Source organism: Bradyrhizobium sp. Leo114 (assembly GCF_055229415.2).
Genome location: NZ_JBUYEN020000009.1, coordinates 146,687 through 165,325 on the forward strand (window position 1 = coordinate 146,687; position 18,639 = coordinate 165,325).

Annotated in this window: 14 protein-coding genes; 4 read left to right on the forward strand and 10 right to left on the reverse strand. The window is 62.4% G+C overall.

From position 1 onward, the window contains the following. Positions 1-33: 33 nt before the first annotated feature. Together ACZIRK_RS13360 and ACZIRK_RS13365 are read right to left on the reverse strand one after the other, a co-directional pair. Positions 34-2,784: a cation-translocating P-type ATPase gene (locus ACZIRK_RS13360; protein ID WP_130223380.1), complete on the reverse strand. Its 2,751-nt coding sequence runs from the start codon at positions 2,782-2,784 to the stop codon at positions 34-36. A gap of 495 nt (positions 2,785-3,279) precedes the next feature. Further along, positions 3,280-3,750, reverse strand: coding sequence for a hypothetical protein (locus ACZIRK_RS13365; protein ID WP_130223382.1), 471 nt, complete (start codon positions 3,748-3,750; stop codon positions 3,280-3,282). Positions 3,751-4,151: 401 nt separating this feature from the next. Here ACZIRK_RS13365 and ACZIRK_RS13370 point away from each other — a divergent pair, with 401 nt between their 5' ends. Beyond that, the gene (locus tag ACZIRK_RS13370; RefSeq protein ID WP_130223384.1) at positions 4,152-5,177 is read left to right on the forward strand and encodes a pyridoxal phosphate-dependent aminotransferase; all 1,026 of its coding nucleotides are present in this window, start codon (positions 4,152-4,154) and stop codon (positions 5,175-5,177) included. Positions 5,178-5,181: 4 nt separating this feature from the next. Here the strand turns inward: ACZIRK_RS13370 and ACZIRK_RS13375 are convergent, their stop codons facing one another. From ACZIRK_RS13375 to ACZIRK_RS13400, 6 genes are read right to left on the reverse strand one after another with little or no spacing between them, the layout of a single operon-like run. After that, complete coding sequence (locus ACZIRK_RS13375) at positions 5,182-6,630, reverse strand: NAD-dependent succinate-semialdehyde dehydrogenase (RefSeq protein ID WP_130223386.1); 1,449 nt, start codon at positions 6,628-6,630, stop codon at positions 5,182-5,184. Between the two features lie 39 nt (positions 6,631-6,669). Beyond that, positions 6,670-7,881 carry an ABC transporter substrate-binding protein gene (locus tag ACZIRK_RS13380; protein ID WP_130223388.1) on the reverse strand — a complete coding sequence of 404 codons (1,212 nt, stop codon included), beginning with the start codon at positions 7,879-7,881 and terminating at the stop codon, positions 6,670-6,672. A gap of 35 nt (positions 7,882-7,916) precedes the next feature. After that, positions 7,917-8,777, reverse strand: a complete 861-nt coding sequence (locus ACZIRK_RS13385; protein ID WP_130223390.1) for an alpha/beta fold hydrolase — start codon at positions 8,775-8,777, stop codon at positions 7,917-7,919. After that, the gene (locus ACZIRK_RS13390) at positions 8,774-9,139 is read right to left on the reverse strand and encodes a hypothetical protein (protein WP_463327444.1); all 366 of its coding nucleotides are present in this window, start codon (positions 9,137-9,139) and stop codon (positions 8,774-8,776) included. The genes ACZIRK_RS13385 and ACZIRK_RS13390 overlap by 4 nt, the downstream gene beginning before the upstream one ends. Continuing rightward, positions 9,132-11,222 (reverse strand): acetate--CoA ligase family protein, encoded by a 2,091-nt coding sequence (locus tag ACZIRK_RS13395; protein WP_463327445.1) that lies wholly within the window; start codon positions 11,220-11,222, stop codon positions 9,132-9,134. The genes ACZIRK_RS13390 and ACZIRK_RS13395 overlap by 8 nt, the downstream gene beginning before the upstream one ends. A 4-nt stretch (positions 11,223-11,226) precedes the next feature. After that, positions 11,227-12,390, reverse strand: a complete 1,164-nt coding sequence (locus tag ACZIRK_RS13400) for an acyl-CoA dehydrogenase family protein (RefSeq protein WP_463327446.1) — start codon at positions 12,388-12,390, stop codon at positions 11,227-11,229. Positions 12,391-12,496: 106 nt separating this feature from the next. On the opposite strand from ACZIRK_RS13400, the gene ACZIRK_RS13405 reads away from it, so the two are divergent. After that, complete coding sequence (locus tag ACZIRK_RS13405) at positions 12,497-13,381, forward strand: LysR substrate-binding domain-containing protein (protein ID WP_035690792.1); 885 nt, start codon at positions 12,497-12,499, stop codon at positions 13,379-13,381. A 13-nt stretch (positions 13,382-13,394) separates the two neighbouring features. Here ACZIRK_RS13405 and ACZIRK_RS13410 read toward each other — a convergent pair whose 3' ends face one another. Together ACZIRK_RS13410 and ACZIRK_RS13415 are read right to left on the reverse strand one after the other, a co-directional pair. Continuing rightward, positions 13,395-14,234, reverse strand: coding sequence for a universal stress protein (locus ACZIRK_RS13410; RefSeq protein WP_130223398.1), 840 nt, complete (start codon positions 14,232-14,234; stop codon positions 13,395-13,397). Between the two features lie 141 nt (positions 14,235-14,375). Then, positions 14,376-14,561 (reverse strand): hypothetical protein, encoded by a 186-nt coding sequence (locus ACZIRK_RS13415; protein WP_130223400.1) that lies wholly within the window; start codon positions 14,559-14,561, stop codon positions 14,376-14,378. Between the two features lie 251 nt (positions 14,562-14,812). On the opposite strand from ACZIRK_RS13415, the gene ACZIRK_RS13420 reads away from it, so the two are divergent. Next, positions 14,813-15,904, forward strand: coding sequence for an HlyD family secretion protein (locus ACZIRK_RS13420; protein WP_130223402.1), 1,092 nt, complete (start codon positions 14,813-14,815; stop codon positions 15,902-15,904). Then, a complete protein-coding gene (gene rbbA, locus ACZIRK_RS13425; protein WP_463327459.1) occupies positions 15,901-18,636 on the forward strand; it encodes a ribosome-associated ATPase/putative transporter RbbA in 2,736 nt (911 codons plus the stop codon). The genes ACZIRK_RS13420 and rbbA overlap by 4 nt, the downstream gene beginning before the upstream one ends. Positions 18,637-18,639: the final 3 nt, after the last annotated feature.

Sequence of the window (18,639 nt, forward strand, 5' to 3'; positions counted from 1 at the left end):
CCAAGGCTCTGGGATCCAAGGCTCTGCGATCAGTCATGTGCCAGCTTCGGCAGCGACGACAGCCTTCCGCAGCGAGCCCGACGAGCGAATGATCAGCTTCTCAGCCTCTACGACGAGGAAGAACACCAGACCGCCCGCCAGCAGCCAGGGCCAGACCCATAACGGGATAGCTTCGTTGCCGAACGTCGCCTGGAACGGCGGCGTGTAAGTGAAGATCAGTTGCAGGATCACCACGGCAACGATCCCGAGCGGCAAGTACGGGTTGCCCATATGCGCCCTGACGTCGAGCGACGAGTCGAGCAGATAGCGGCTGTTCAAGAGATAGAAGACCTGGCCGATTGTGATGGCATTGACGGCTACCGTCCGCGCCAATCCGTCCGAAGCGCCCTGGGCCTTCATCCAGAAGAATGCCAGCAAGGTGTAGGCAAGGAGCGCCAAGCCGACAAAGACGATCCGCCAAATCCCGAATCCTGTGACGATCGGGCGGTCCACCGCGCGCGGCGGCCGCTTCATCACATCGATCTCGTGCGGCTCGAAGGAGATGACCAGGCCAAGCGCGACCGAAGTCACCATATTGACCCAAAGGACTTGCGGGGCGGTGATCGGCATGGTGAAGCCGAGAAAGATGGCCGACGCAATCACCATTGCCTGCGCGACGTTGGTCGGCAACAGGAAAAGCATGGCCTTCTCGATGTTGTTGTAGACCGTGCGCCCCTCCTTCACTGCTGCCGAGATCGAGGCGAAGTTGTCGTCGGCCAGGATCATCCCGGCGGCCTCCTTCGTCACCTCGGTGCCTTTGATACCCATGGCCACGCCGATGTCGGCTTTCTTGAGCGAAGGCGCGTCGTTTACGCCATCGCCTGTCATCGCCACGATTTGGTTATTGGCCTGGATGGCCTTCACAAGGCGCAGCTTGTGTTCAGGGCTGGCACGCGCGAAGACATCAACAGTGCGAACGCGTTCCTGCAACGTCGCGGTGTCCATGCCCTCGATTTCGGTGCCCGTGATCGCCGTCTTCCCGTCGCCGAGACCGAGCATCTTGGCGATGGCCGCGGCGGTGATCTTGTGATCGCCCGTGATCATGGTGACCCGGATGCCACCGCCATGGCACTCCTTCACAGCCTCGATGGCCTCTTTGCGCGGCGGATCGAGCAAGCCGATCAGGCCGAGCAAGACGAGCGTCCGTGGCAAGTCGGCCGCGGTGAGACTGCCGGCCTTCACATTCGGATTCTCAAGCCACGCCAGCGCCAGCACACGTTCGCCTTGAGCCGCAAGTCCGTCTGATTGTTTCAAGAAGTGCTCGCGGTCGAGGGGCCTCGGCGGGCCGTCGGCGGTCTGCTGGCGATCGCAGTGATCGAGGATCACTTCCGGGGCGCCCTTGACCAGCAGCACCTGCTCGCCGCTCGCAGCCTCATGGAGCGTCGCCATGAACTTGTGCTCGGATTCGAAGGGAATGGCATCGATACGCGGAGCTGCTGCCTGCTCTGCCTGCCGATCCATACCGAGCTTGGCCGCGAACGGATAGAGCGCCCCTTCCGTCGGATCGCCCTCCACTTTCCAGCGGCCTTCCTCCAGAAACAGCTCCGCATCGTTGCAGAGCATTGAGACCCGCCCCATGAGCGCGAGTACCGGCTCCCTGCCCGCGGCCTCTCCGTCCTTTCTGATCTCCCCCTTCGGCGAATAACCGTCGCCTGTAATTTGATATGCTGACTCAGCCGTAACGGCGGACACCACCATCATTTCCATGAGCGTCAGCGTGCCCGTCTTGTCCGAGCAGATCCGCGACACCGATCCAAGCGTCTCGACCGCGGGCAATCGCCGGATGATGGCGTTGCGCTGCGCCATGCGCTGCACGCCGATGGCCAGGGTAATCGTGATGAGCGCGGGTAGTCCCTCCGGAATAAGCGATACCGCGATGCCGACAACGGCCTGGAACAACTCCACAAAGTCCATACCCTTCACCCACTTCCCGTAGGCGAATATCAGTACGCTGATCACCCCGATCGCAGCGGTGATGGCGTAGCCGAATTTCTTGACCTGGCGCAGCAACGGAGTCTCGAGCGCACTGACATTGGCGAGCAGCTGGTTGATGCGGCCGAGCTCGGTCTCGCTGCCGGTCGAGACGACCACTCCGGTCGCGCGACCGGACGTGACCATGGTGCCGGAAAACGCCATGCTCTCGCGATCCCCGACCGTTGCGTTCACAGGTACTGCATCGACACCCTTCTCCGCCGGCACCGATTCGCCGGTGAGGGCGGCCTCTTCGGTCCGCAGGTTCTTTGTCTCGATGAGCCGCAGGTCTGCAGGAATCTTGTCACCCGACTCCAGGAGCACGACGTCGCCCGGAACAAGTTGCTCCGCAGCAATCATGCGGCTCTCGCCACCGCGCACCGTCCGCGCCTCCGCGGACAGCATGTTGCGGATGGAGTCCAGTGCCTTCTCGGCCCTGCCCTCCTGAATGAACCCGAGCAGCGCGTTGAGAATGACCACAGCAAAAATGATTGCCGCATCAACCCAAAGGTTCAGCATCAACTTGGTGAATCCCGCGGCGAGCAGCACGTAGACCAGGATGTTGTTGAACTGCGCGAGAAACCGGGCAAACGGTCCCTCCTTCCTGCCTTCCGGCAGACGGTTTGGCCCGTATTTCCGAAGGCGGACCGCGGCCTCAGCCGGATCGAGACCTTTCTCCCGGCTGGTGCCGAGTCGCTCCACGACCTCTTGTTGAGATATCGCGTGCCAGGCAACAATCTCGCTGACCGGGTTCGCATTCACTGCTGTGCTCATGCGTCTGCAAGGAAGAAAAGCTTGCGACCTGGAATTCCAGAAACCGATCGTCCAAGGCTGGCAGTCGGCACCAAATCCGGTACGATCGCATTCAAGTACGCGTCGGTGAGCGCGAGCATCATCGCACCGTCCCTCGCCAAATACAACTCAAGGAGCAATTGCCGCCCAGGCTGACGACCAGGGTCGATACAGCCGACAGCACGCGAGCGGATACCGAGCGATATCGGGTGCAACGCGTCGACGAACTTCTCGTCCGTAAGATCCGAAGACCCCACGATGCAACGAACGCTCACCAAGGCAACGTATCTAGCCGTGTGGTGAGCTTTCTACCTCTCGCTTGCATCGCAGCTCGCCGAGCTTCTTGGTCGATTGACGGCCTTGACACGTCAGCAACGCTTACCTAGCGCCAACGCGCTCGGTTCGCATCACCCTCGCCTTCCTCTCGTTGTGCTGCACGAGAGCGAGACAGTATTTCCGCAAAGCGTGCCGCTCGACCTATCTGCCGGTTCCATCATTTAGCTGGATGGTGATCACATCCATCGGTCGCCAGTACGTATCAAAGCCATCGCTGTAGTCTTGGCGAACCGTGCCTATGTTGAGTTTGCACTGGCCCGTCTGCCGAAAGATCGGCCGCACAAGTCCATCTTCCACCCAGGCGCACACGTGCTTGCCAAGGCGGATTGCACCTAACGAACGATCGTAGACAAGGCCAGCAACTCTAATCTTGTAGCTGTTGTATGGTTTGCATTCGGACGCTGCCCAATCTCCATTAACGTATTTATCGCACAAGGTCGCTGATACCCACGCGCGATTTAGATCAGGGTTGGAACGGAATTCCAGGAAGGCTGCGCCGTTTGGCGTGCGCCAGACACTAGGAACTTTCGCAACAAAAACGGATTTGGAATGCGCCGTCACAGGTACGGCCAGCAGGAAAATCGTCGACAGTAACACAACCACTGTCTTCATTCTTGCCTCCTTTTGCATGTGCTCAACGTCGAAATGTTCGCAGCAGTGTGCACCGGAGAAAAATAAACTCACCGTTTGTATTCGCCGATGTGTGTCGATTTTCGTTCGATCCGAAAATCCTTTCGTTGTCGGCCCCGACAATGAGAGTGTCGCGCGGAGAGAAGTCCGAACCGTATCCGAGATCAAGACTGTAGACAACGTAAGTTCACCGCGCGTAACAATCGCGCGACGGTGCAGTCTGACGTGTTCTCGATCGTCCCGTTGGTCGCTTATAGTTGGTGGTGACCGGCGCAACTTTGCGACCGCTATCGACCGTAAGGAGCAGCACCCTGACGGAGCTTTCTCGACGCGATTGGCTGCTGATCAGTGCGGCCGCAACCAGCAGTTTTTTGTATCCAGCCATGGCCAATGCATCGAAACAAGATCGAATTCGCCTCTCCTTGAATGAAAATCCGTTCGGTCCCTCGCCCCGGGCGGTGGAGGCGATCAAGGCCCACCTGACCGGTCTCAGCCGCTATACCGGCGACGAACTCACCGAGCTGACGCGGACGATTGCCGCGCACGAGAATGTTGCTGCCGAGCAGGTCGTACTCGGCGAGATTCTCGACGTGCTCGGCCTGTATCTGTCGGCCGGCGGCGGTACCGGCGGCGAGTTCATCTATTCCGAGCCCGGCTATACTGCGCTGGTCGATGCCGTCTCGCCCGCCGGCGGCATCGTGGTCGGCGTTCCCCTCAACGACCGACTCGAGAACGACCTCCCCGCCATCGCCGGCAAGGTCAATGGACGGACACGCGCAGTCTATCTCGTCAATCCGCATAATCCGAGCGGCACGGTGAGCGAGGCGGCGCAGTTCATCGAATTCGTGCACGATCTCTCCAAGCGCACGCTCGTCATCGTCGATGAGGCCTATCTCGAATTCACGCCGGATTTCGAGAAGCGAACCGTCGCCGGCCTCGTTCGCAACGGCGATCAGGTCGCCGTCTTCAGGACATTCGCGAAAATCTACGGACTCGCCAGCCTTGCCATCGGCTACACGCTGGCGCCCGCCGAGTTGGCCAAGTCGGTGAAGCAGCTCGGCATCGGCGCATTTTTCGGCCTCAATCGGCTCAGCCTGGTCGCTGCAAACGCCAGTCTGAAAGATACAGATTATGTGCCGTCAGTTCGCGCGAAGGTCACGGTCGAGCGCGATGCCTGGTACGAGCTGTTCCGGCAACGAAAGGTTCGCTTCACGGACTCGCAGGGCAATTTCGTGTTCTTCAACTCCGGCCGGCCGCAACAAGCCATTGCGTCCTTGCTCGCAGCACAAGGCATCGACATCGGTCGTAGTTATCCACCGCTCGATACCTGGGTGCGCATTTCGATCGGCTTGCCGGAGGAAAACGCGATCGCCCGGCGGGCTGTCGCGGACCTGTTGCGCGCGACCTGAGCCGCTATGACGGAGGCCTATGCTCACTCACATATTTGATGTTCTGAAAGGCCTGCAGTCCTTCGACCCCGCCTTCCGAGCCGACGCCGCTGTCCTTGTAGCCCCCGAACGGCGTCTCCGGTAGCGATGCCTGCCAGTGGTTCACGACGACGTTGCCGGCTTCGATGCCGTCGATCACGGCGCCGGCATTGCGCATGTCGTTGGTCATCACATAAGACGCAAGTCCGAACGGAAGCCGGTTGCAGAGACGGATGGCGTCTTCCGCCGTATCGAACGCAGTTGTCGCGGCGATCGGGCCGAACGGCTCCACGTTCGAGACCAGGCAATCCTCATCGACCTTCGCGATCAAGGTCGGGCTGTAGAAGCAGCCCTCGCCTCCGATCCGCTTGCCGCCGACCGGAACCGCGATCTGTCGCGAGCGGGCATCATCCAGGAAACGGTCCATCGCCTCCAACCGGCGGGCATTGGCCAGCGGGCCCATTCTCGTCGCCGGATCGAGGCCGTTTCCAACCTTGATGGCTCTTGCGAGCTCGGCGAAGCGCGCGACAAAGCGATCGTGGATCGCGCGATGCACGTAGAACCGCGTGGGTGACGTGCACACCTGCCCCGCATTCCGGTATTTCGCCGTCACCGCAGAGAGTGCCACAGCCTCCGGATCGACGTCTTCGAAAATCACCACGGGTGCGTGACCGCCGAGTTCCAGGGTCATTCGCTTCATGCCCTGCACCGCCAGCGATGCGAGCTGTTTCCCGACCGAGGTCGAGCCCGTGAAGGTGATGCCGCGAATGATCGGAGAGCCGATCAGCTTCGCCGATATCTCCGCGGGATTGCCAAACACGACGTTCAGCACCCCATCCGGCAGACCGCTCTCCTGCAGCAGTGCGGCAATGGCAAGTGCGGTCGCCGGCGTTTCTTCCGACGCCTTGATGATCACGGAGCAACCAGCGGCGAGCGCGCCGCTGATCTTCCGCGACGGCGTAATTGCCGGCGCATTCCAGGATGCGAAAGCGGCGATGGGACCGATCGGTTCGCGCAAAGCGAACTGCATGGCCCCTCGCGTTCGCGGCGGAATGACCCGCCCGTAGGCGCGTCGCCCCTCCTCTGCATTCCAGCTGAAGATTCCCGCGGCCTGCTCGACTTCGGCCTTTGCTTCGGCGATCGGTTTGCCGAGTTCCAGCGTGATCAGCGTCGCGATCTGGTCCCGCCGCTCGAGCATCAGGGCCGACGCGTGCTGCAGCACCCGCGCCCGCTCGACCGGAGACGTGCGCCGCCACCGCTCGAAACCTGCGGCCGCGGCAACCAAGGCTTCGTCCAGATCGGCCTCGGTCGCATGCGGGAGCTCGGCGAGGACACCTCCCGTCGCCGGATTGTAGACCGGCTCACCCTTTCGCGCGTCAAGGCCGATCCATCGGCCGCCGACGAACAGCCTCAGTTCAGGATAGTCCACTGCCATACGGACGCTCTCGTGCTTGCGTGTTGACCGGGAGTGACCTCATTTCTCCGTGAGCAGCGGGCAGTTACCGTCCTTCAAGGAACGAAACGCCTTGTCGCCCGAAACGGTGGCGAGGACCTTGTAGTAGTCCCACGGATACTTCGAATCCGACGGTTGCTTCACCTGCAGAAGGTACATGTCGCGCAGCACACGGCCATCCTCGCGGATGGTGCCGTTCACCGTGTAGAAATCGTTGATGGGCGTCTTGCGCATCTGTTGTGCGACGACCGTTCCTTCATCGCTCTTGGTTGCCTCCACTGCCTTGAGGTAATGCGTCACGGCACCGTAGACGGCGGCCTGAAGGCTGCCGGGCGCCTTGCCATTGAAGCGCTCCATGAAGCGCTTGCTCCATGCGCGGGTCTTGTCGTTGAGGTCCCAATAGAAGCTGTCGGCAAACATCAGGCCCTTGGCGCTGTTGAGACCGAGGGCGTGAATGTCGGGAAGGTTCACGAGCAAGGCCGCGATATTCTGGCCGCCATCGGTCAGACCGAACTCATTGGCCTGCTTGAGCGAGTTCATCATGTCTGCTCCCGCATTTGCGAGGCCGACCACCTGGGCCTTCGATGCTTGCGCCTGCAGCAGGTACGAGGAGAAGTCGGACGTATTGAGCGGGGCTCGGGCCGACCCGAGCACCTGGCCCCCGTTCGCGGTGACCACCTTGGCCGCCTCCGCTTCCAAGGCATGCCCGAAACTGTAATCTGCGGTCAGGAAGTACCAGCTCTTCAGCCCCCTATGCACCAGCGGTGCGGTCGCGACATTGGCAAGTGCGTAGTTGTCATACGCCCAATGGATGCCGACCGGTGAGCAGGCCTTGCCCGTGAGGTCGGGCGTCCCGGGGCCGGTCGCCAGCAGGACCTTGTTCTTGTCGCGCGAGAGCTGCTGAACAGCGAGCGCGACCGCCGAGGACACGACCTCGGTAATGGTGTCGACTCCCTCGGTGTCGTACCAGCGCCGTGCAATGCCAAGGCCGATGTCCGCCTTGTTCTGATGATCGGCAGACAGGACCTCGATCGGAACGCCGGCGACCTTGCCGCCGAAATCCTCAACCGCCATTTTCGCGGCAAGCACCGCACCTGCGCCGACATTGTCGGCGTACGGACCCGACATGTCCGTGAGCACGCCGATTTTCACGACGCCGCCCGAAATCTCGGCCGCAGCCGGCGTGGCCGCCAGAGCAGCCGACACAGCCAGCACGATGGAACGAAGATTCATTTGCCCTTGTCCTCCCCTTTAATTGAAAATTGCAATTACCCTTTGCCGGCCGTCCGGCTGATCTCCTCGAGCACCGGCAGCAGGTAACCAATGAACGCCTGAGGGTCCTCGCTCATCGGAAAATGGCCGAGGCCTTTCATGATGGTGGCTTGGGCACCCTTCGCGCTTGCAGCAACAGCCATCGTTTCCTCGGGCGTACACGAATAGTCGTATTCGCCGGAAAGCAGGAACAATGGACAACGCGATGTATCGATCTGCGCGACGCGCTGGCGGATGTCGCCGTCAATCTTGTAGAAATGCAGGTCGCCCTTGAAGACACCGGGACCGCCCTGCATGTAATGCCACAGCGTTTCCCAGCGCTCCTTGACCGGCGCCTTCGGTCCGACCAGGCCGGAGACGATCGCCGCGCACACTTCGCCGCCATGCACATCGGGCCGGTGCAGGAAGTTGAGATCATAGTAGGGGTCAACGTGAGCACCCGCCTGCAGACCGATAATCGCGCGGAAGCGATCGGGGTGCTCCAGCGCCAGATGCAGCACGATGCGTCCGCCGATCGAGCATCCCATCACGATGGGCTTGTCCAGCTCGAGCGCCTGCATGATCTCGAGGATCATCGTGGTGTATTGCTGCGAAGTGAGCTGATATTCCTCGTCGTGCCAGCCCGCGGGCGGTGACGACTTCCCGTGCCAGGGCATATCGAAAGCGATCACCCGATGACGGGCAATGATGTCCCGGTGATTCATCAGCGCCCGATATTGCCGGCCATCCGAACCGGCCGTGTGCAGGCACAATAGCGGCACGCCCTGCCCGGCCTCCTCGACATAAAGGCGGTGCGGCCGGCCCAGCAGTTGAAGATTCATGTAGCGGCCGACGATCGGTTCAAAGCTCGCGCTCATGCTGCAACTCCCGCCCGCAGCTTGGCGAGGCTTTCCTTGAAGTAACGAAGGTTCGCCATGAAGACCTGGAGGTTTCCCTCGGCCTTCAGGACGCGGCGCTTGATCAGCGCCATCAGATCATGCGAACCGGGCTGCGGGTCGGCCTGCCAGAATTTTGCCCACTCCTCCTGCGGCGCACGCAGTGCGAACGACCAGGAGGGCATCACGAAGGGGCCCCGCGCCACGGACGAGACTCGTCCCTCCACAATGCTTATCAGCCACTGCGTCGAGCCGACCTCGAGCAGGAAGTTGGTCGAGAGGAAACGGCCGCGGCGAACCAGGCCGGCGTCGGCGTTTACACGCTCTTTCAATTGCTCAATCATCACGATCTCCCTGTTGTGCGAGCTGCACCAGCGCGTCGATCGCGAGGACACCCTCTCCTTTTGGACGGACGATGAGGGGATTGATTTCTGCGTCGATCACGCCGCGCTCGCTATATTCGGCAAGTTTCGAGAATGCGACAATAGCGCGGGCCAGTGCCTCCAGATCACCGACCGGCCGGTTGCGAAAGCCCTGGAAGATGCGGGAGATGCTCAGCTCCTCGATCATCTCGCGCGCGCCAGCGAGGTCGACCGGCGCAAGGCGAATGCTGCGATCGCGATAGATCTCCGTGTAAATGCCGCCGGCTGCGAGCAGCACGATCGGCCCTGCGTCCGGGTCACGCCGATACCCGAGCAAGACCTCGCCGAGACCCGAGGTCATGGGCTGGACGAGGACATGGCGCAGCGCAATCCCGGGGCAGTTCGCGGCCACAGAGGCGGCGATGCGCAGGATCGCGGCCTTGAGCTCCTCCGCGTTGGTCACGTTGAGCGCGACGCCGCCGACATTCGTCTTGTGTGCGATCTCTGCGGAGAGCGCCTTGACCGCGACGGGATAGGAGAACGGCAGATCCAGCTTCGATCCGTCAGCCGGAAGCGACACGCTCGGCGCATGGTCTATTCCGAGGCCTGCGAGCAGCACATAGGCTTCGAGTTCGTCGAGCTGTCGCGTGCCGGACGAGAGTGGAGCGGCCGGCGGCGCCGGGCGCGGCCTGCGCCTCTTGTAGGCTGCCGCGATCGCGTCGGCGCAGGCTTCCGGAGTCCTGAAGTTCGGCACATCGGCTTGCCCAAGCAGACGTAATGCGTCCGGCGCATCCGGCACCAGGAATGCGGCAAGCGGCTTTCCGGATGCCGCGCTGTCGATCACGGGCCTTACCGCGAGCTCGGGCTGAAACCGCGCCGAAGATCCCGTGACCGCGACCACCATGTCGAATTCAGGTGCCGCCAGCATCGCCTCAAGCGAAGCTTTCATGACGTCATAGCGCGTTCCGGCAAGCGTCAGATCGACGATCCGCTCGTGCTGCACGGCGACGCCCGCAGCGCCAATGGCGGCGAAGGTCTCTTTCGAAGGTGTGACGACCTCAATTCCCCTGCCCGCCAGACCGTCCACCACCATCGCCGCGCCGCCACCGGTGGTGGTGAGGATGCCGACCCGAGGGCTTCGGCCCGTGGTTGCGCCGAGGGCAACGCGTTCGAGCAACGGCAACACTTCGAGCAGGGTTTCGAAATTCTCGACCCGCGCGATGCCGCAATCGGCCAGGAAAGCGTCGGCGACGTCATCCTCGCCGGCGAGCGCGCCGGTATGCGACAGCGCCAATTCCGCCGCCACTGGCGAACGCCCGAGCTTGTAGGCTGCGATCGGCTTGCCGCGCGCCGCCGCGCCGAGCGCGAATTCTCTGAGATCGTCGGCGTGCCGCAGGCTTTCGAGAAACAGCATGTAGCTGGTGATCTTGGGATCATCGAGCGTCGCCGCGCATATCTCGCCGAGACTGAGGTCGATTTCGTTGCCGACCGACACCAGGCCCGCAAAGCCTACGCCGCGTGCCTTGCCGCGCGATATCAATCCGCCAAGCATGCTGCCGCTGTGGGAGGCGACGAAGGTGCCGCCAACCGGAAGATCCGGCTCCGCAAACGCGGCGTTGGCTGTGAGGATCGTGCGGTGGTGCAGGTTGATGGCGCCAAGGCTCGACGGCCCCAGGATGCGCAGCCGCGAATCCCTGCACAGCGATTTGAGGCGCGCGACCCGCGCAGGTCCCGCATTGCGATCTTCGGAAAAGCCTGTCGCCAGGATCGTCGCCACGGGCACACCCAGGCGCGCGCATTCCTCGACCGCCTCCAGGGCCTGCTCCGTCGGCGTCAGGATGAAGGCGTGGTCCGGGACGGCGGGCAGCGCCGACAATGACGGCCATGCCTGCTCGCCCGCGATCTGCGCGCGACGAGGATTGATAGGATAGATCGTGCCTTCGTATCCGGCCTGCCTCAGATAGCGCAGCGGCCGCGACGACGTCTTGGTGCTGTCGTCGGAGGCGCCGATCAGCGCGATGCTTCTGGGCGCGAGCAGCGGTTGAACGAAGCCGGTGTCCGCCATGGCCCTACTCGGCCGCCCGAACCTGGACGCCGCGCTGATCGAAACGGCGCTCGAAGACGTCTTCGGCAATCCGGTTCTTGAGGATCTCGATCGAGCCGCCGGCGATCATCCAGCCGCGCGTGCGCCGCATACAGTACTCCGCCAGCTCTTCCGTGCTGTAGCCGAGACCACCCATGATCTGCACCGCCTCGTTGGCGGCATCGAAACCCGCCTGATTGCAAGCCAGCTTCGCCATGGCGGTGTGGTACGCCGAGGGCAAGCCTTCCTTGACGCTGGCAGCGCGGTAGAGCAGCAATTGCGCGGAATCGAGCTTGGTCGCCATGTCCGCAAACTTCCACTGCAGGCCCTGGAATTCGCACAACAGCCGTCCGAACTGGCGGCGCACCAGCGCGTGTTCCCGCGCCAGATTGAAGGCATAGCGGCCAAGCGCGAGCGAGCGCGACGAATTGCCCAGCCGTTCAACGTTGAAGCCCGATATCTGCTTCTTGAAGCCGCCGGGGCCGAGCAGAACGTTGCTCTTGTGAACCCGGCAGTTCTCGAAATACAGCGGGCTCCACTCTTCTCCGCTCATGAACGAGGACGCCTTGCCGACCGTGAAACCCGGCGTTCCACGCTCCACCAGCACTGAGCCGATGCCTCCGACGCCTGGCCCGAAGCGCAGGTAGACCAGGAACAGGTTGGCATCCGGGCTGTGGGTTCCGAACACCTTGCTACCGTCGATCACATAGTGATCGCCATCGGCCTTTGCGGCGGTCCTCATCTCGGTCGCGGCGGAACCTGCGTCCGGCTCGCTCATGCCGAGGCTGATAACGGCCCGGCCTCCGAGCAGGTCGGGCAGATAGCGGGCCTTCTGCTCGGCGCTGGCATATTCCACGAAGGTGCGGATCGGCCCGAAATTGCCGGCCTGTACCACATCGGCGCTGCGGGGACAGACGGAGGCAATCTGTTCGATCGCGATCACGGAATCCAAGAGCGTTCCACCCTGACCGCCGTCTGCCGGGTCAAAGGCGATGCCGAGCAGCCCCTGATCCGCCAGCAGCCGCGCCACATCGAACGGAAACCGCGGGTCATGCGCGCGGGCAAGCGCGCCCTCGGTAAGATTGCCCTCGGCAAAACGGCGCACCGAGTCCGCGAACATCTGCTGCTCTTCTGAGAGACTGAAATCCATCTGCACCGGGCCAGGAAGAACGATACTGACGCCTGTTTTCCAGCCAAAGCATTGCCCGGCAACTGAACATAGATTATAAGGTCATGATATTTTGTTATGGCCACAAATGCTCCCGCCGCTCAATCCGCTGCACGTGTTTGAAGTAACGGCCCGCCTGCAAAGTTTCACCCGGGCGGCGGAAGATTTGCGCGTGTCGCAACCTGCCGTGAGCCGCCAGATCCAGACGCTGGAGAATTTTTTCGGCTTTCGGCTGTTTGAGCGCGACAAGCTCGGCATCAGGCTGACGCCGGAGGGCGAGGAGCTGCAGCGTCAGATTTCGCCGGCGTTTCGCGTTATCGAAACAGTCACGCAGCGGCTGGTCGCGAGCGGAAAATCGGAGCCGTTGCGACTGCGGGTCTACACGACCTTCGCGGCAAAATGGCTGATTGAGCGTTTGCCTTCATTCTACGCCGCCTATCCCGGCATTAGGCTCAGCATCAGCAATGCGGTGGCGCCGGTCGATTTCGAGAAGGAGAAGGTCGACCTCGCAATCCAGTTCGGCGGCGGCAAATGGCCGGGCGTTGAAAGCGAGCTGCTGTTCCGCGACCTTCTGCAGCCGGTTTGCAGCCCCACCTTGCGGCGCAAGGCGAACCTGCATTCGATCGACGACCTGAAGCGGGTGCCGATGCTGCATTCGCATTATCGGCGGACAGACTGGGCGGACTGGCTGATGGCCTGCAATCGTCTCGATCTCTTGAATGACGCAGGCATCTCGTTTCCGAGCTCGGTGCTGACCTATCAGGCCGCGACCGAAGGGGTCGGCGTGGCGATAGGACAGCTCCACCTCCTCCGCAACGAATTGCGCGACGGCTCGCTCGTGACGCTGTTCGAACAACCGCTCGAACGCCCGTTGGCGCACTATGCGGTCTGGCCGAAAAACCGCCCCCTGCCGAAAAAGGCGCGCAGCTTTCTCGCCTGGCTGAGAAGCCGCATGAGCGATTTTCAGCGGTAGCCCGCCGGGTCTCTCAATGCGCGATCAACAATGGAACGGTCGCGTCCCGCAACAGGGCGCGGGTCACGCCGCCGAAGATCATCTGGCTCGCTCGCGCGTGGCTGTAAGCACCGACCACGATCAGGTCGCGGGTGTGGCGCCCGGCAAAACCAAGGATGGCATCGGCGACCGAAGCGCCGTTGGAGTGGATCCGCTCGACGGTCACCTTTACGCCATGGCGAGACAAATACAGTCCGACATCGGCGCCGGGCTCTTCGCCATGCCGGGCATTCTTGTGCGAATCCACCAGGAGAACAGTCACCGACTGCGCGGCTGCAAGCAGCGGAAGAGCATCCTTGATGGCACGGCGTGCCTCACGGCTGGCATTCCAGGCGACCACGATGTGCTCCGCCGCGGTCCCACTCCAATGCTCGGGCAACAGGAGGACGGGTACACCAGTGGCGAGCAGCAGGGATTCCGCCGACCACTCCTGCGGCAGGCCGCCTGACCGTGGACTGCCGACGATCACCAGATCGGAATGCAGCGCGTTCAGGGCGGACGCCTCATTGGCTTCACCGGGAGGGATGCAACGAAACTCGCAACTGATGTCCTCGCGGGTGGAGACAGTCGCGAAGCTTTGGCTCGCGGCCTTTGTCGCAGCCAGTTCGCTTGCCGTATGGCGCTGAATGAGTTCGCGAACCGCGGCCTGCCCTCGGACGAAGGATTCGGACGGATTGCCGTCCCAGCCGAATGGCACCACGAAGATCCCGACCAGATGGGCGCGGTGACGGAATGCGAGTTTGACGGCATAGTCGGCACGCGCCTCGCCGGCAGGCGACGGATCGAAGAAGACGGCTATCGTTCTCAGCGGCACGGAAAACTCCCCAGCGAATTGTTGAAAACACGTAGCGCGCAGCAAGACGACAGCGATTGACGTGGATCAATCGCACCGGGTTGAACGCCGGGAGCAGCCGATCACCAATTCTAACTGACGTCACCCGCAACCGTCCCCGCTTCAATCTTGCCAGGGAGGCGTTCTCTCGTCGCGCTCATGGAGGAGGTCCAGCGCTTCTCGAACTTCGTCGTCTTCCAGACAATCGAGGACCCTGCTTCCCTCCTCTGCCTGCTGTTTTTTGGTCTGGAGACTTTTTGGGGTACCGATCCCGGGTTCGGTGGTAACCACGTTCTTCTTGTCGGCCATGGACCTGTCCTCGGTGATCAGAAAGCGAGCGCGCCGTCTCGCTGCGCAATTGGACAGAGCATGGGGCATTCGCGGCGGTGCGGGTTGAGCGAAATCAACTTTGTCGCGCGCATTGATGTGCCGGTCGCTCGGAACCTACTTGGAACACGGCTCACGGGACCGGCGTTCGGCAGAATTTGCGTTACGTCAACAGCCCGCGGATGCGGCGGTGCAAGATTGCAGACAAGCTCTGCAACCAAAGGCACTGACCGATGCAAGATCAAATCGAAGACATCAAAGGAGGCGCGCAAGCCGGCGATGCGTCTCATTCGCCCGCGCCTGCGCCCGCCTCGCATCTGCCTGTGCCGGTCCGCCCAAGCGGCAAACGGCGCGGTTTGCGGATCACGGTGGCGCTCCTCCTCGCTGCGCTCGGCGCCGGTGGCGGCGGCTATTACATCTGGAAGCAAATGCATCCGCCGCTGCCTGTCGGCATCAGCGTCGGCAACGGCCGTATCGAAGCCGATGAAATCGACATCAGCACCAAATATGCCGGACGCGTGTACGAGCTACTCGCCGATATCGGCGACATGGTTGCGCCCGGACAGATCGTGGCGCGGATGGATACCCGCGATCTCGAGCAATCGCTTTCTAAGTCGGTTGCGCAGGGCCGGCAGGCGCAGCGCGCCATCGAGGAAGCCGAGGCCGTGCTGACCCAGCAGCAGGCGCAGAAGACCCTCGCCGAGCAGGAAAACCAACGGACGGAATACCTCCATAAGAACGGCTGGGCGACCAAGGAATTGCTGGACCAGCGCAAGCAGCAGCTCGACGCGGCCACCGGCGCGCTCGCTGCGGCGCAGGCAAGGGTGCTCGAATCCCAACATGCGCTGGAGGCCGCCCAGCACGATGCCGGTCTCTACAGGGTGCAGATCGCCGACAACACTCTGGTGGCGCCGAAGGCGGGCCGGATCCAGTACCGCCTTTCCAATATCGGCGAAGTCCTCGCGGCCGGCGGCAAGGTCTTCACGATGCTGGATCTGACCTATGTCTACATGGACCTCTATTTGCCGACGACGGAAGCCGGCAAGGTGAAGGTCGGCGCTGACGCACGTATCGTTCTCGACGCCTACCCCGATCATTCGATCCCGGCGAAGGTCTCGTTCGTCGCGAGCCGGGCGCAGTTCACGCCGAAGACGGTCGAGACCAAGACCGAGCGCGACAAGCTGATGTTCCGCATTCGGGTCCGCATCGACCCGGAACGCCTGCTTGCGCATGCGGACGCGGTCAGAAGTGGCCTTCCCGGTGTCGCCTATGTCCGCTGGGATTCCGCGGTTGCATGGCCGACGACGCTGCAGGCTGCACCATGAACGGCAGCGACGATCCGGTCGCCGTCGTTCGAGCCCTCTCCCATCGCTACGGTTCGGTGACGGCGCTCGACTGCATATCGGCCGACATTCCTGCCGGACGCCTGGTCGGCTTGATCGGACCCGACGGCGTCGGCAAATCCTCCCTGCTCGCGATCCTCGCCGGTGCGCGGAAGATCCAGGAGGGTGCGGTCGCCGTGCTCGGCACCGACATCTCCAAGGCCGCCGAGCGCGCCCTGATCTGTCCGCGCATCGCCTACATGCCGCAAGGGCTGGGCAAGAATCTCTATCCCGACCTGAGCGTTAAGGAGAATGTCGAGTTCTTCGCGCGGCTGTTCGAGCAGTCGCGCAAGGAGCGCGAGTGGCGCATCAATGAGCTCCTGGAAAGTACCGGGCTTGCGCCGTTCGCCGACCGGCCAGCAAGCAAGCTGTCGGGTGGCATGCGGCAAAAGCTCGGGCTGTGCTGCTCGCTGATCCATGATCCCGATCTCCTGATCCTGGACGAGCCCACGACCGGCGTCGACCCGCTGTCGCGCCGCCAGTTCTGGGATCTCGTCGACCGTATCAGGGATCGCACGGCGAAAATGAGCGTGCTCGTCGCAACCGCCTATATGGAAGAGGCCGAGCGTTTCGACTGGCTGATGGCGATGAACGAGGGAAAGATTCTCGCGACCGGCTCGCCGTCCGACCTCAAACAGCAAACCGGCACCGACTCGATCGAAGACGCCTTCGTTGCCCTGCTCCCGCAGCGACAGCGTGCCGGCAACGAAAAGCCGATCGGTCCACCGCTCGACGGTCACGCCGAGCCCGTCATTGTTGCCAAGGACCTGACATGCCGGTTCGGCGACTTCACAGCCGTCGACCGCGTGAATTTCACGATCCGCCGCGGCGAAATCTTCGGCTTCGTGGGCTCGAACGGATCGGGCAAGTCGACCACGATGAAGATGCTCACCGGGCTGCTGCCGCCGTCCGAGGGCGAGGCGCTGATCTTCGGCGAAGTGCTGCGCGCCGGCGACCTCGAAGCACGCCGCCGCGTCGGCTACATGTCGCAATCCTTCTCCCTCTACGGGGAACTCACGGTTCGCCAGAACCTTGTCCTGCACGCGCGGCTGTTTCACCTGTCTCTGGCGTTTGCGGAGGCACGCATCGCGGAGCTGATCGAGAAATGCGACCTCGCCGACTATCTCGATGACCTCGCCTCTTCGCTCCCGCTCGGAATCAGGCAGCGGTTGTCGCTTGCGGTCGCCGTCGTCCATAAGCCGGACCTCTTGATCCTGGACGAGCCGACCTCCGGCGTCGACCCGTTGGCGCGCGACCAGTTCTGGCAGCTTCTGATCGACCTGTCGCGCAATCAAGGGATGACCATTTTCGTCTCGACGCATTTCATGAACGAGGCGGCGCGCTGTGATCGGCTGTCGCTGATGCACGAAGGACGCGTGCTTGCCTCCGACACGCCGGCCGGATTGATCAAGGCGAGAAACGCCAAGAGCCTGGAGGATGCGTTCATCAGCTTCCTCGAACGGGAAACGCCGGGCACGGCATCCACCGTGACTCTCGAGCAGCCGCAAGCCGAACCGGACAAGACCGCCGGCCGCGAAAGCAGACGCTCCTTTTTCAGCTTTCGGCGGCTGTTCGCCTATACGATACGCGAGGGCCTCGAGCTGATGCGCGATCGTATCCGGCTGATGTTCGCCCTGTTCGGCACCGCGCTCCTGATGATCGTATTCGGCTTCGGCATTTCGGCCGACGTCAACAATCTCAGCTTTGCCGTGCTCGATCGCGACCAAACGCCCGAAAGCCGTGCCTATCTGTCGGAGCTGAGAGGATCGCCCTATTTCCTCGAAAAGCCTCCGCTGACCGACTATGCCGATCTCGATCGTCGCCTGAAGAACGGCGACATCTCGGCCAGCATCGAGATTCCGCCAAACTTCGGCCTCGACATCAAGCGCGGGCGGCCCGCCTATGTCTCCGCGTGGATCGACGGCGCCATGCCGTTCCGCGCCGCAACCATTCGGGGTTACCTGCAGGGGATGCACCAGCTCTATCTGAGCGATCCCGTGCTGAACACGACGCAGGCGGCGTCTCCCCTGCCCGCCAATATCGAGGTCCGGTTCAAGTACAACCAGGATTTTGACAGCATCTACGCCATGGTGCCGTCGACCCTCGCGATGATGCTCGCGCTGTTCCCGGCCATCCTGATGGCGCTTGCGGTCGTTCGCGAGAAGGAGCTCGGCTCGATCACCAACCTTTACGTTACGCCGGTGACGCGGCTGGAATTCCTCGTCGGCAAACAGCTTCCTTACGTCGCCGTCGCGCTGATCAATTTCATTATCATGTTCGCGATGGCGGTCTTCATCTTCAACGTGCCGCTGAAGGGCAGCTTTGTGGCGCTGCTGGCCGGCACGGTCATCTACGTCTTCACGACGACCGGCTACGGCATGCTGATCTCGACCTTCTGCACGACCCAGATCGCCGCGCTGTTCGGCACCGCGATCCTCACCATCCTGCCAGCCCAGCAGTTCTCGGGCATGATGACGCCCGTCTCTTCGCTTTCCGGTTCGGCGCAGCTTATCGGCCTTTGCTTTCCGATGAGCTATTACCGCCCGATCAGCGTCGGCGCCTTCACCAAGGGCCTGGGCCTTGCCGATCTCGGTTCGAGCATCCTCATGCTGCTCGTCTTCGTCCCCGTGCTGACCGCGCTGAGCATGATGCTGCTCCCCAAGCAGGAGCGCTGAGAC

Coding starts and splice junctions, on each gene's coding strand:
- ACZIRK_RS13375 (WP_130223386.1), bottom strand. CDS start 6,630: ATGGCAGTGGACTATCCTGAACTGAGGCTGTTCGTCGGCGGCCGATGG.
- rbbA (WP_463327459.1), top strand. CDS start 15,901: ATGAACGGCAGCGACGATCCGGTCGCCGTCGTTCGAGCCCTCTCCCAT.
- ACZIRK_RS13365 (WP_130223382.1), bottom strand. CDS start 3,750: ATGAAGACAGTGGTTGTGTTACTGTCGACGATTTTCCTGCTGGCCGTA.
- ACZIRK_RS13370 (WP_130223384.1), top strand. CDS start 4,152: ATGGCCAATGCATCGAAACAAGATCGAATTCGCCTCTCCTTGAATGAA.
- ACZIRK_RS13420 (WP_130223402.1), top strand. CDS start 14,813: ATGCAAGATCAAATCGAAGACATCAAAGGAGGCGCGCAAGCCGGCGAT.
- ACZIRK_RS13385 (WP_130223390.1), bottom strand. CDS start 8,777: ATGAGCGCGAGCTTTGAACCGATCGTCGGCCGCTACATGAATCTTCAA.
- ACZIRK_RS13400 (WP_463327446.1), bottom strand. CDS start 12,390: ATGGATTTCAGTCTCTCAGAAGAGCAGCAGATGTTCGCGGACTCGGTG.
- ACZIRK_RS13415 (WP_130223400.1), bottom strand. CDS start 14,561: ATGGCCGACAAGAAGAACGTGGTTACCACCGAACCCGGGATCGGTACC.
- ACZIRK_RS13395 (WP_463327445.1), bottom strand. CDS start 11,222: ATGGCGGACACCGGCTTCGTTCAACCGCTGCTCGCGCCCAGAAGCATC.
- ACZIRK_RS13390 (WP_463327444.1), bottom strand. CDS start 9,139: ATGATTGAGCAATTGAAAGAGCGTGTAAACGCCGACGCCGGCCTGGTT.
- ACZIRK_RS13380 (WP_130223388.1), bottom strand. CDS start 7,881: ATGAATCTTCGTTCCATCGTGCTGGCTGTGTCGGCTGCTCTGGCGGCC.
- ACZIRK_RS13360 (WP_130223380.1), bottom strand. CDS start 2,784: ATGAGCACAGCAGTGAATGCGAACCCGGTCAGCGAGATTGTTGCCTGG.
- ACZIRK_RS13405 (WP_035690792.1), top strand. CDS start 12,497: ATGCTCCCGCCGCTCAATCCGCTGCACGTGTTTGAAGTAACGGCCCGC.